Raw genomic sequence first — 12,659 nt, 5'->3', positions numbered from 1 at the left:
TCTACCCGCTAACCCTGCGACAGCCGCTCGATCGATGCCTGCACTGCCAGCAAACGCCTCGCCTGCTCCAGGTGCAACAGTTCCGTCATCTTGCCGTTCACCTTGATAACGCCTGCACCGGCGTTTTCGGGATGGGCGAAGGCATCGACGATTGCGCGCGCCTGTTCAAGCTGCTCAGGATAGGGTGAAAACTGGGTATTCGCTGTTTTAATCTGTGAAGGGTGAATCAGGGTTTTACCGTCAAACCCCAGTAACCGGCCCTGCTCACACTCTGTGCGCAACCGCTCAGTATCTTCTATCTGGTTGCAAACCCCATCCAGCGCAGTCAGGCCATTGGCCCTGGCACACAGTAAGAGGTGGCTGAGACTATGCATCACGTTGGAGCGGTCGGCGGCCAACTCGGTAAACAGCTCTTTCACCAGGTCATTGATGCCGGCAACCAGCGTTGTCAGGCGACCCCTGCCAGCCGCACTGATATCAGCCAGGTTGAGTACAGACCGCGGCGTTTCGATCATCGCCCAGAACTGCAGGGCAGCATCGGCACCGGCCGCTTCCAGGGCCGTGCAGTAAACCTCGACCTCATCAGCACTGCTGACTTTAGGCGCTAAAACAGCATCAGGTCCGGCGGCCACCACCGCAGCGAGGTCGTCAGCACCCCAGGGTGCATCCAAGGCATTGATGCGCACTACCACCAGCCGATTGCCAAACCCACCGGCTTTCACAGCGTCACACACTTGCTCGCGGGCCAGCGCTTTCGCCTCAGGCGCTACAGCATCCTCCAGATCGAGGATCACCACATCCGCCGCCAGAGTGCGCGCCTTTTCCAGGGCCCTGGTATTTGAGCCAGGCATGTAGAGACAGGATCGCATGGGTTGGGTTTTCCTGGTCACCGAATTCTCCCCTGTGACAACTTCTCGATGGGCTAACGCAGCTCAGTTGGCTCTGGCATGCGCTGCTGCCCTGAAAATACTGTTGGTTAACAGCAGGTTCAAGCCCTCCAGATACGCCCTGTAGGTGGGAGTTTGCGTGAACGCAATCACCATTCCATCACCGATTGGCTGGTGTACCAGAAAAGGTTTGTGAGCCAATTGCGCGCGGTTCTCCGCCCACAGGTATCCGCTAGCCAACAGATTCGCTTCATCGGCAAACCAGGCGAGATTCTTACCCGAGTCCAGCTTTATCGGCGTGTAGATATCATTACCCGCAGCCAAAGTGACCAACTGTGGGTCAACGCCCGCCGTCAGCCAGTGCTCCTGATCGACATCGATATTGGCAAGCACGCCCGACACGCTATCGGGCGCGGTCTCAGACTCGATGATCGCTTGTGACAACGCCTCGCGCGACGTCAACAGGCTGCCTGTCACTTCGCTGCTTTCATCATCGGCGTCAGCGTCTGTGTCGGCCGAATCTTCGCGGTAAGCGTACTCGCGTTTGATGTTTAAGAGGCCGACCTCTGTATCGGTGAGAAAGCGATTGGCCCTACCGAAGGCCAAAAGAACGCCACCGCCTTCTACCCAGCGAATCAGATTCTCAGCCGCCTCTTCGCCCCACATGTCGGCATAGTTGCCTTCCGGCAACACCAGCACGTCATAACGGCTGAGGTCTCCCGTGGCCAGCGCACCGCTGCGGATGGCAGTCACTGGATAGCCCAACTGCCGCTCGATGACAAAGCGCGTATTGCCAGCGCTGGTGGCCGAGGCAGGTTCATCCCAGGCCATTGCGACTTTCGGTGCCAACATCTTTACGGCCTTATCACTGCCGAAGCTAGGCCCTTCAGTCACCCAACTGGTATCCACACCTTCGATGATGGCCCCGGTTTGTTGGGCAAGGCGCTGCAACTCCTGCACCAGATTGTCTTCGTTAGCGGATACCTCAATGACCAGGCTACCTGCGGGGTAGCGCGCACCGCCGTCCAGCACAAAAGCTTCATCGGCACTCTTTAGGGAAATACCCGCCTGAAGAGCCGCCGTCAGAAAACGACCCGCGGCCATATCACGCCAGGGCACCAGAAACGCCACGGAAGCTTCGGCGTTTTTCACCATACCCTGCAAAGGGTCATCTGCCCCCACCGACACACTGTCGACACTCACAGCCCGTGAACAGGCATTGGTCTGCACGTTAAACATCATAGGCAGCGACCAGCCCGTGACATCGTAGATCTCGTCACCCAGATTGCGCGCACGGCGGCGTTCCTGTTCCTTAAGAAACGCCTCTGTCATGTCCACCTGATCGGTAAAGGTTGTGGCCACAAACCGGCCGCGCGGTTGCGCCGTGTCAATAAAGTAGCTTCCCGCTGAGTAGCTCACGCCGCAGGCAGAAAAATCGGCCGTGGCGCGACGCACCTCTACCCCGTGCTGTGCCATCAGAGTCGCCAGGCGCTGATTACCTTCCCGGTTGCGCTGATTCGGCATGAGATAAACGCGCCCCGAACTTTTTCTACCCTGCGCGATAGCGCCGACCTGGTACTCGTAGAAGTCCCGCAGGATCTTCTCCCTAGCCAGCGCGGTGCCCTCAGCGGTGGAAAGGGACGCGACGAATTGTCGCCTCACCGTGTCTGCATACGTTAGAACGGAGCCGTCTTTGCGCAGATAACGATGCCCGCGCGCAGATCCGATTTCATAGGTGGATGCAGAGGCTCCGTAGAAGGTCGGCCAGCTGTCCCCGTAGCCGGGATAGAAAGCGTCAAAGATCTCCCGCGTAAAGTAATCAAACCCAAAGCGATCGAAATGCCGCGCATGGTTTTTCCCGATAGCGTCCATGTTAGCGATCTGGGCTTGGGTCATGAAAGGGTTGAAGGGCTTGGCCGCTGGCGCAAAGTAATAGCTTTGGTCGCCGTCCATCTCGTGAATATCGACGACCACTTGCGGCAGGTGGCGATTCAAGGCGGCGATTTTCCCCTTTGTTTCAGGCTGGGTGATCGCCAACCAATCCCTGTTCATATCAAACAGGTAGTGATTGAAACGCCCCTGCGGCCAAGGTTCGTTCTGCTCTGCACTGATTCCGTCGGCGCTGTGCGCAAGCCCCACAGTGGCGTAATAGCGGGAGGTGAACCGAGCGCGCCCGTCGGGGTTTTGCAGTGGATCAATAAACACCACTGTATTGTCTAGAACGGATTTACTAACCTCGTGATCGCCGGCAGCAAGTAGGTGGTAGGCGGTAAACATTGCGGCGTCGGAGCCACTGATCTCGTTGCCGTGCACGGCATATTGCAGCCAAACGGAGGCTGGCAGCCTGTCGATAATACCGCTGGCGTTCGCATCAGAGGTATCGCGCGGGTCCGCGAGTGCGCCTGTATCCGCAGCGATCACCTCTAAATCGGCCAGGTTTTTTGGGCTCGCGATGGCGGCATAGATTAGGGGCCGGCCTTCCCAGCTCTGGGCGTAACGAAACAGCTTTATACGATCGGGCGCCGCTTTTTCCAGCGCTTCAAAATACCGCACCACCGCCTCAGGAGTGGAGATTCGCTCGCCCGCCTCATAACCCAGCACGTCCTTAAACGTCGGTATAGCGGTGTCATAGTTGACACCGGGCCAGAATGGGCGGGCCTTGCTATCAACTTCTACTGCGGCTCCCACCAGGGACGCGAATCCCGCCAGGCAAAGTAATAGGAACAATCGTTTAATCATCGTGTGGTTTCCAAGGCAGGGAATAGCTTTTGTACTCGCCGTTAGTCGAGTGCGGTACCACCATTGGTTCGTGGTGGGGTTAAGAACGGTTTACTCAACCGTGACAGACTTCGCGAGATTGCGCGGCTTGTCCACATCTGTGCCCTTCTGCACGGCCACGTGATACGACAGCAACTGCAAGGCAACGGTGTACGTGACAGGGGCAAGCACATCGGGACAGCTGGGCATCGGCAGTACATGAACGCGAGGGCTGTCCTGAAAATCCGCGGCCCGGTCGGCAAATACATACAGTTCGCCACCACGGGACCGCACTTCCTCTAGGTTAGAGCGCAACTTTTCCATGAGCTCATCGCCGGGGGCTACTGCCACCACTGGCATATCGTCATCCACCAGCGCCAGCGGCCCGTGCTTCAACTCACCCGCAGCGTAGGCTTCCGCGTGGATATAGGAAATTTCCTTGAGCTTGAGTGCACCTTCCATCGCGATGGGGTAATGAACACCGCGACCAAGGAACAGGGCGTGATGCTTCTGAATAAAAGACTCGGCCATGCGCTTGATACCTGCATCCAACTGCAGGGTTTGCTCAACCAGGCCCGGCAAATCGTGCAAGACATTAACCAGTTCGTCGGATTTCGCGGAGTCCATGGTGCCGCGGCGCCCCAGGGCAATAGTCAGCATCAGAAACGCCACAAGCTGTGTGGTAAATGCTTTGGTAGAGGCAACGCCAATCTCGGTGCCGGCCTGAGTCAGGAACATCAGATCAGATTCGCGCACCAGCGAACTGTTATCTACGTTGGCGATCACAAGGCTGCCTACAAAGGCGGGATCGGTTGCATCTCTGAGGGCCGCAAGCGTATCTGCGGTTTCACCCGACTGGGAGACGGTCACCAGAAGGGTACCCGGGTGTTGTGCCCGGCGGCGATAACGAAACTCCGAGGCAATCTCGACCTCACAGGGTATGCCCGCTAGGTCTTCCAACCAGTACCTGGCCACCAGGCCTGCGTGATAGCTGGTACCACAGGCAACAATTTGCACACTGCTTACCTGATCAAAAATTGCGCCAGCGCCCTCTCCGAAAAGGCTGTCATCGACCCTGTGGCCCTCGGCAACAGCGAAGGTCTGCGCCAGCGCCCGCGGCTGTTCATGGATCTCCTTCAGCATGTAATGCTCAAACTCACCCAGTTCAACGCTCTCCAGTGCGCCTGAGATACGCGTCGTTTGCCTTTGCTGCTTCACGCCCTCAGCATCAACAACGGAGATAGTATCGGGGGAGATGCAAACCACATCGCCTTCGTCCAGGAAAACGAAACGATCGGTCACCTGACGCAGGGCCATTTGATCCGACGCGAGAAAGTTCTCACCAATGCCAACGCCCACCACCAGTGGGCTACCTTCGCGAGCCGCAACCACTTGCTCAGGGTTTTCCCTATCGATCGCGGCTATGGCGTAGGCGCCCTGCAACCGCGCTACCACGGATCGCATAGCCTCGAACAAGCCAGCCCCTGTACCCACCGCCCGGTGCAACAAGTGCACTATGACCTCGGTATCCGTTTCCGATAGAAACTCATAACCCTGTGCTATCAGTTCATCGCGCAATGCCTGATGGTTCTCGATAATGCCATTGTGGACGATAGCCAAACGCTCCCGCGACAGATGTGGATGCGCGTTCACTGCACTGGGCACACCGTGTGTGGCCCACCGTGTGTGCGCGATACCAATACGGCCGGTGACAGGCTGTTGCTGCTGTGCCGCTTCAAGAACGCTGACTTTGCCCATCTCCTTGTGAAGCTTGAGCGACTGCTCGGCGTCAATAAGTGCGATGCCAGCCGAGTCGTAGCCCCTGTATTCCAGGCGTCTGAGTCCCTCCAGCAAAATCTCTGAGACTTCCCGTCGGGCGGTGGCCGCTACAATTCCACACATACCTAGTCGTCTCCTGTTTGGGGGCGCTGCCAGCCGGCTACATTTCGCTGGCGAGCCCTGCTCACTGCGAGATCACCGTCCGCCACAGGCTTGGTGATCGTCGAACCCGCGGCAATAAACCCATTGTCTTCAATGGTGATAGGAGCAATTAAAGTACTGTTGCTACCAACAAATACGTTGTCGCCAATCACGGTCTGGTGCTTATTCACTCCATCGTAATTACAGGTAATGGTCCCGGCGCCAACGTTAACCGTGTCACCCATGTCGCAATCACCGACATAGGACAGGTGATTCACCTTACTGCCCGCACCAATACGGGCCTTTTTTGTTTCTACGAAATTGCCAATACGCGCGCTGTCGCCCAGCTCTGTTCCCGGCCGGATCCGGGCAAAGGGGCCGATGTTGCAGTTTTTGCCAACGGTAGCATCCTGCAGGTGGCTCATGGCGTGCACAACACTGCCCGCACCGAGCGTCACGTTGGAAAGCATGCAGTTAGGGCCCACCTGTACGCCATCTGCCAGATGCACATCACCCTCGATAACCGCGTTGATATCAATGAACACATCTGCACCGCAGGTCAGCGTGCCGCGCACATCCAGGCGCGCTGCATCAGCCAGTGCCACGCCGCTCATCAGCAGTTCCTCGCCGACCCGCCGTTGATACTCTCGCTCCAGCGCCTGCTGCTGCAGCCTATCGTTGATACCCTGAACTTCCAGTTCGGTCGCAGCCTTGGCGCTGGCGATTAGCCTGTCCTCAGCAACAGCCAGTGCCAATACATCGGGCAAGTAATACTCACCCTGGCTGTTGTCATTACCCACCTTAGGCAAATAGCGGTTAAAGTCTGATGCGGGCGCGGCCATGACGCCGGTATTAATCTCGCTGATTTCGCGCTGCGAGGCCGTGGCATCCTTGTGTTCTACAACGGCCTGTAAGTTGCCCGCGGCATCTCTCACAACTCGGCCATACCCGGCCGGGTTAACCATGTTAGCCGTCAGTAGAGCTGGGCCGCTCACGGCTTGCTCCAACAGTTCAGTCAGTGTCCCCGCTTTGATCAGGGGCACATCGCCATACAGCACAAGAACACGGCTGTCGGCCTGAACACCCGGCAAGGCCTGCAGCACAGCGTGGCCAGTACCCAGCTGTTCTTCCTGCACCACCCAGGCAATATCGGGGGCTTCGAGTTGCTCCCTGACCTGATCAGCTCCGTGCCCAACAACCACATGAATGCGCTGCGGTGACAATGACCGCGCGGTATCCAGCACATGGGCCAGCATCGGCCGTCCGGCAATGGTATGCAGAACCTTGGGCAGGGCTGAGCGCATGCGCGTTCCCTGCCCCGCGGCAAGAACAATGATCTCCAATGACATATCAGCAATCGTGTTACCAGAACGGGCCCGATTATCGCACAGCGAGCTCAACCATTTGTGGCAAATAATGCGGGCTCACAAGGCGAACTTTTCCGGTCACTTACGATACCCACAGGCAGCCCTGTGCTATTGTCGCCTCATAGTTTCCTGTCCGTAGCGAACGCCTCACGCTCCTTCACCGGAATGACTCAGCGCATCCTTCTTCATATCGGCCGCCATAAGTGCGGGACCACGTCCATACAAAAGGCGCTGCTACAACAGCGAGAGACACTGGCGCGGGCTGGCTTCATTTATCCAGAAACGGTGGGCAAGGAACCTGGCCATCATGCACTGGCCAGAGGCATAAAAGCGCTTTCTGGCGACCAGCCAGCACATATTTTGTATCGCATGCATTACTGGTTAATCGCCGGTGCAGAGCAGCTTTCCTGGTGGCAACGAAAGCGTGTTGCTCTCGGCCGCCTGCCCAGTCTGATTGAACACTTACGCAATGGCGAGTTACCCACGGATACCGGCAACACATTGCGTGACCGCGCTGCACTCGGCTCTGAGCAGATCAAAGAGTACGTGGAGGAGCTACGACGCAGCAAGGCCGATACCGCTATTATCAGCAGCGAGGCACTGCAGAACTGTGCGCCCGAGGCTGCACGCAAAGTACTTTCAGATTTTGATGTACAGGTCGTGTGTTACCTACGCGATCAGGCCGACTACCTTCGTTCGGCTTACACACAGCGCGTTCAGGCCACTGACTATCATCAGTCCATCGAGGAGTATTACCGCCTGATTTTTCGAGCGGACTACTACCAAATGTTGAGCGCCTGGGATGCCGTCTTTCCCAATGCCATCACAGTACGCGTATTCCAACGGGACCAGTTGGTCGGCGGAGACGCCGTCTCCGATTTTTTCACCCAGTGCCTGGGCCAACAACCCTGCTCTGTAGAGAAAAGTCGTGAAAACCCGTCACTGAGCGCGACCCTACTCGCCTTCAAGCTCCGACTTAATCAAGAAGGATATCAACAGCAGCACAGGCTTTACGGTGTTCTTCCCAATCTGGAACACGCCGATTTCCCGCGCTTTCAACTGAGCGCCGCTCTCCATGAAAAAGTACGCGGAGATTACGCCGTTTCCAATAGCCAGGTTGCGCGGCGCTGGCTGGGGGCGGAGCAACTGTTTGATTCCTCCACCGAGAGAAACCCTAATTCAAACAGCGACCTGGCAATTGATGACAGCACGTTCGCAGCCTTGCTAGAACAGGCAAACCGCATTGAGCCCGGCTGCATTACCCCGCCATCGGGGTCCTGATTTCGCCCATAGATTACATTTTACGCGGACACAAAAAACCCGGCACTGGGCCGGGTTTGAGTGGGACTAACTGACGCTTTACTAACCGCGTCCGGCCCGGTTTTTCATCTTACGAAGCGTCGCAAGCTGGGCTGCCGCTTCTGCCAATTGTGCAGAAGCGCGGCCGTAATCGAACTCACCTGTTTGGTTAGTCAACGCGTTCACCGCTTCCTTTCGGGCTTCTTCCGCAGCGGCTTCGTCTACATCATCGGCGCGCAGTGCGGCGTCAGCCAGAATGGTGACAACACCGGGCTGCACTTCAATAAAGCCGCCGGATACGTAGAACACTTCTTCGTCGCCGCCCTGCTTTACGATACGCACGGGGCCGGGAATCAGGGAAGACAGCAACGGCGCATGGCCATAGGTCACGCCCATTTCACCCAGATCGGCAGTAGCCACCAGCATCTCGACAAGCCCCGAGAAGATTGCCTCCTCGGCGCTGACGATGTCGCAATGAATTGTCATGCTCATTCGCTTGGCCCTCTAAGCCTCAATCAAGCTTACAGGTTTGCTGCTTTCTCGACGGCTTCGTCAATGCTGCCAACCATGTAGAACGCCTGCTCAGGCAGATTGTCGTACTCGCCCGCCAGAATGCCCTTAAAGCCTGCGATAGTGTCCTTCAGAGACACGTACTTACCCGGTGAACCGGTAAAGACTTCAGCAACGTGGAAAGGCTGAGACAGGAAGCGCTCGATCTTACGCGCACGGTCTACTGTCTGCTTGTCTTCCTCAGACAGTTCGTCCATACCCAGAATCGCGATGATGTCCTTCAGCTCTTTGTAGCGCTGCAGTACACCCTGAACACCACGAGCAACGTCATAGTGCTCGTTGCCGATGATCAGCGGATCCAGCTGGCGCGAGGTAGAGTCCAGCGGGTCTACCGCGGGGTAAATACCTTTCGCAGCAATATCACGGCTCAGTACAACGGTGGAGTCGAGGTGAGCAAACGTGGTTGCCGGAGACGGGTCAGTCAAGTCATCCGCAGGTACGTATACAGCCTGGATAGAGGTAATTGAGCCAACCTTGGTAGACGTAATACGCTCCTGCAGTACACCCATTTCTTCTGCCAGGGTGGGCTGATAGCCTACCGCGGAGGGCATACGGCCCAGCAGTGCTGATACCTCGGTGCCCGCCAGGGTGTAACGGTAAATGTTGTCGACAAACAACAGTACGTCACGGCCTTCGTCACGGAACTTCTCCGCCATCGTCAAGCCGGTCAGTGCTACACGCAAGCGGTTACCGGGCGGCTCATTCATCTGGCCGTAAACCATGGCTACTTTGGAGTCGGACAGGGTTTCCACGTTTACAACCTTGGATTCCTGCATCTCGTAGTAGAAGTCGTTACCTTCACGAGTACGCTCACCCACACCGGCAAACACAGACAGACCGGAGTGCTGAATCGCAATGTTGTTGATCAGCTCCATCATGTTCACGGTCTTACCAACACCGGCACCACCGAACAGGCCGACCTTACCGCCCTTGGCGAAAGGACATACCAGGTCGATTACCTTGATGCCTGTTTCCAGCAGTTCTTCCGACGCCGCCAGCTCATCGTAGGTCGGAGCTTCACGGTGAATAGACGCTCGCTCTTTTTCGCCGATGGGGCCACGCTCATCGATGGGGTTACCGAGAACGTCCATAATGCGGCCGAGTGTCTCAGGGCCAACGGGCACAGAGATGGGCGCACCCGTGTTCTCAACTGCCAGTCCGCGGCTAACGCCTTCGGACGAGCCCATTGCAATGGCGCGAACAACGCCGTCGCCCAACTGCTGCTGTACTTCCAGCGTCAGGTCCTTCTCACCGACTTTCAGTGCATCGTAAACCTGCGGCACGCTATCACGCGGAAACTCCACGTCGATAACAGCGCCGATAATTTGTACGATTCGTCCGCTGCTCATGTTCGGATCCTCTATTTCAAAACTCAATTCTTGCTGGCCAGCAACACCGTCACTGGCGGAATTCTTTACTGCACTCACTTAGCTAATCGCCGCGGCTCCGCTAACGATCTCGGACAGCTCCTGGGTAATCGCTGCCTGACGCGCTTTGTTGTACACCAGTTGCAGGTCGTCAATAAGATCGCCGGCATTATCCGTTGCGTTCTTCATCGCCAACATGCGCGAGGCCTGCTCACAGGCACTGTTTTCAACCACAGCCTGATAAACCTGGCTCTCGATGTAGCGGGTCAGCAGGCCTTCAAGCAATTGCTTGGCATCAGGCTCGTAGATGTAGTCCCAGTGGTGCTTCATCTCGTCGTCTTCTTTCGCCTGCAGAGGCAGAAGCTGCTCAACCATCGGGTTCTGTGTCATGGTGTTAACGAACTCGTTACTCACCAGGAACAGACGGTCGATAGAACCATCTTCGTAAGCATCCAGCATGGCTTTAACGCCACCGATGAGATCGCCGATGAGTGGCTCTTCACCGATGTCGCGCGCCGCTGCAACGACGTTGCCGCCGTAGCTGTTGAAAAACGCAGCAGCCTTGGCACCAATCAGGCACAGATCAATTTCAATATCCTGATCAGCCCACTCTTTCATCGCCTTTACTGTGGCCTTGAACAGGTTGATGTTCAAACCACCGCAGAGACCGCGATCAGTAGAAACCACGATGAAGCCAACGCGCTTAACTTCGCGCTCCTCCATAAAGTTATGGCGGTACTCGGGCGCTGAGTTGGCAATATGGCCGACCACGGAGCGCATGCGGCGAGCGTAGGGCTTGCCCACCTCCATGCGATCCTGGGCCTTGCGCATCTTACTAGCGGCGACCATTTCCATCGCACTGGTGATCTTCTGCGTGCTTTGAATGCTCGAGATCTTGGTGCGAATTTCTTTTCCGACTGCCATTGAAGGTCCCTCGGCTTACCAGGTCTGGGTAGACTTGAACTTCTCGATCGCAGCCTTGAAGGTCGCTTCGATCTCGTCGTTGTAGCCGCCAGTCTCTACGATGCTGTCCATCAGCTCGCCGTGCTCGGCCTGCATGTAAGACAGCAGCGCTTCTTCGAAATCACCCACCTTGCTGACATCGATGTCGTTGAGGTGGCCTTCGTTCGCGGCGTAAAGCACCAGACCCATCTCCGCAATGCTGCGAGGGGCGTACTGCTTCTGCTTCATCAGCTCGGTCACACGCTCACCCAGGTCCAGCTGTGCCTTGGTTGCATCGTCAAGATCAGACGCGAACTGCGAGAACGCCGCCAATTCACGGTACTGCGCCAGCGCGGTACGAATACCACCGGACAGCTTCTTCATAACCTTGGTCTGGGCTGCACCACCGACTCGGGACACCGAGATACCGGCGTTCATAGCCGGGCGTACGCCCGCGTTGAACATATCCGCTTCCAGGAAGATCTGGCCATCAGTAATGGAGATCACGTTGGTGGGAACGAATGCAGAAACGTCACCCGCCTGGGTTTCAATCACCGGCAGTGCAGTCAGCGAACCAGTCTGGCCTTTAACAGCACCATCGGTGAACTTCTCTACGTAGTCGGCGTTTACGCGAGCGGCGCGCTCCAGCAGACGTGAGTGCAAATAGAAAACGTCACCGGGATAAGCTTCACGACCCGGGGGACGACGCAGCAGCAGTGAGATTTGACGGTAGGCCCAAGCCTGCTTGGTCAAATCATCGTAAATGATCAGGGCGTCTTCGCCGCGATCGCGGTAGTACTCGCCCATGGTGCAGCCGGCAAACGGTGCCAGGAACTGCATAGCGGCGGGGTCAGATGCTGTCGCTGCGACAACAATTGTGTGCTCCATGGCGCCATGCTCTTCGAGCTTACGCACAACGGACGCAACGGAAGATGCCTTCTGGCCAACCGCAACGTAGACACACTTAATGCCTGTGCCCTTCTGGTTGATGATGGCATCAACCGCGATGGCTGTTTTACCGACCTGGCGGTCACCGATGATCAGCTCGCGCTGGCCACGACCGATGGGCACCATGGAATCGATAGCCTTCAGACCAATCTGTACCGGCTCATCAACCGACTGACGTGCAATTACGCCCGGTGCTACTTTTTCAAGTGCATCGGTCATCGCTGCATTCACAGGTCCTTTGCCATCAATGGGGTTACCCAAAGCATCGACAACACGGCCTTGAAGTTCTGGTCCAACCGGGACTTCCAGAATACGGCCGGTGCAACGACAGGACTGGCCTTCTGCAAGGCCTTTGTAGTCGCCCAGGATAACGGCGCCTACGGAGTCGCGCTCCAGGTTCAGTGCCATCCCGAAGATGCCACCTTCAAATTCGATCATCTCACCGTACATCACATCGGCGAGGCCGTGGATGCGGATGATGCCATCGGTTACGGAGACGACGGTACCTTCGTTACGCGCCTCTGATGAAACATCAAGCTGCTCAATTCGCTGCTTAATCGTTTCGCTGATTTCTGATGGATTCAGCTGCTGCATGCTCTGTT

At 56.8% G+C, this 12,659-nt stretch carries 9 protein-coding genes; 1 reads left to right on the top strand and 8 read right to left on the bottom strand.

Annotated elements, in window-relative coordinates:
• Positions 1 to 8 precede the first annotated feature (8 nt).
• The 4 genes from IE089_RS10515 to glmU all read right to left on the bottom strand — a co-directional run bounded on the left by IE089_RS10515 (position 9) and on the right by glmU (position 6,913).
• Entirely contained in the window at positions 9 to 869 is an 861-nt protein-coding gene (locus tag IE089_RS10515) for an HpcH/HpaI aldolase/citrate lyase family protein (RefSeq protein ID WP_189477775.1), read from the bottom strand.
• Between the two features lie 63 nt (positions 870 to 932).
• Positions 933 to 3,626: a M14 family metallopeptidase gene (locus tag IE089_RS10510; protein WP_189477774.1), complete on the bottom strand. Its 2,694-nt coding sequence runs from the start codon at positions 3,624 to 3,626 to the stop codon at positions 933 to 935.
• Positions 3,627 to 3,716: 90 nt separating this feature from the next.
• Complete coding sequence (glmS, locus tag IE089_RS10505; RefSeq protein WP_189477773.1) at positions 3,717 to 5,546, bottom strand: glutamine--fructose-6-phosphate transaminase (isomerizing); 1,830 nt, start codon at positions 5,544 to 5,546, stop codon at positions 3,717 to 3,719.
• A gap of 2 nt (positions 5,547 to 5,548) precedes the next feature.
• Positions 5,549 to 6,913, bottom strand: a complete 1,365-nt coding sequence (gene glmU, locus IE089_RS10500) for a bifunctional UDP-N-acetylglucosamine diphosphorylase/glucosamine-1-phosphate N-acetyltransferase GlmU (protein ID WP_189477772.1) — start codon at positions 6,911 to 6,913, stop codon at positions 5,549 to 5,551.
• A gap of 183 nt (positions 6,914 to 7,096) precedes the next feature.
• On the opposite strand from glmU, the gene IE089_RS10495 reads away from it, so the two are divergent.
• Entirely contained in the window at positions 7,097 to 8,212 is a 1,116-nt protein-coding gene (locus IE089_RS10495; RefSeq protein ID WP_189477771.1) for a hypothetical protein, read from the top strand.
• 81 nt (positions 8,213 to 8,293) lie between these two features.
• On the opposite strand, the gene IE089_RS10490 is transcribed toward IE089_RS10495, so the two are convergent.
• The 4 genes from IE089_RS10490 to atpA form a co-directional block, all read right to left on the bottom strand.
• The gene (locus IE089_RS10490) at positions 8,294 to 8,722 is read right to left on the bottom strand and encodes a F0F1 ATP synthase subunit epsilon (protein WP_189477770.1); all 429 of its coding nucleotides are present in this window, start codon (positions 8,720 to 8,722) and stop codon (positions 8,294 to 8,296) included.
• Positions 8,723 to 8,751: 29 nt separating this feature from the next.
• Complete coding sequence (atpD, locus tag IE089_RS10485) at positions 8,752 to 10,149, bottom strand: F0F1 ATP synthase subunit beta (RefSeq protein ID WP_189477769.1); 1,398 nt, start codon at positions 10,147 to 10,149, stop codon at positions 8,752 to 8,754.
• Between the two features lie 78 nt (positions 10,150 to 10,227).
• Entirely contained in the window at positions 10,228 to 11,091 is an 864-nt protein-coding gene (atpG, locus tag IE089_RS10480; RefSeq protein WP_189477768.1) for a F0F1 ATP synthase subunit gamma, read from the bottom strand.
• 15 nt (positions 11,092 to 11,106) lie between these two features.
• Positions 11,107 to 12,651, bottom strand: a complete 1,545-nt coding sequence (gene atpA, locus IE089_RS10475) for a F0F1 ATP synthase subunit alpha (protein ID WP_189477767.1) — start codon at positions 12,649 to 12,651, stop codon at positions 11,107 to 11,109.
• Between the last annotated feature and the right edge of the window lie 8 nt (positions 12,652 to 12,659).

The sequence above is a fragment of the Parahalioglobus pacificus genome (genome assembly GCF_014652275.1).
Classification (GTDB): Bacteria; Pseudomonadota; Gammaproteobacteria; order Pseudomonadales; family Halieaceae; genus Parahalioglobus; species Parahalioglobus pacificus.
The sequence above is the reverse complement of the archived record's forward strand: the minus strand, read 5'-3'. Positions and strand labels throughout refer to the sequence as shown.

Excerpts from the sequence above, each read along its gene's own strand:
- glmU (WP_189477772.1), bottom strand. The coding sequence starts at position 6,913 with ATGTCATTGGAGATCATTGTTCTTGCCGCGGGGCAGGGAACGCGCATG.
- glmS (WP_189477773.1), bottom strand. The coding sequence starts at position 5,546 with ATGTGTGGAATTGTAGCGGCCACCGCCCGACGGGAAGTCTCAGAGATT.
- IE089_RS10515 (WP_189477775.1), bottom strand. The coding sequence starts at position 869 with ATGCGATCCTGTCTCTACATGCCTGGCTCAAATACCAGGGCCCTGGAA.
- atpD (WP_189477769.1), bottom strand. The coding sequence starts at position 10,149 with ATGAGCAGCGGACGAATCGTACAAATTATCGGCGCTGTTATCGACGTG.
- IE089_RS10510 (WP_189477774.1), bottom strand. The coding sequence starts at position 3,626 with ATGATTAAACGATTGTTCCTATTACTTTGCCTGGCGGGATTCGCGTCC.
- atpG (WP_189477768.1), bottom strand. The coding sequence starts at position 11,091 with ATGGCAGTCGGAAAAGAAATTCGCACCAAGATCTCGAGCATTCAAAGC.
- atpA (WP_189477767.1), bottom strand. The coding sequence starts at position 12,651 with ATGCAGCAGCTGAATCCATCAGAAATCAGCGAAACGATTAAGCAGCGA.
- IE089_RS10490 (WP_189477770.1), bottom strand. The coding sequence starts at position 8,722 with ATGAGCATGACAATTCATTGCGACATCGTCAGCGCCGAGGAGGCAATC.
- IE089_RS10495 (WP_189477771.1), top strand. The coding sequence starts at position 7,097 with ATGACTCAGCGCATCCTTCTTCATATCGGCCGCCATAAGTGCGGGACC.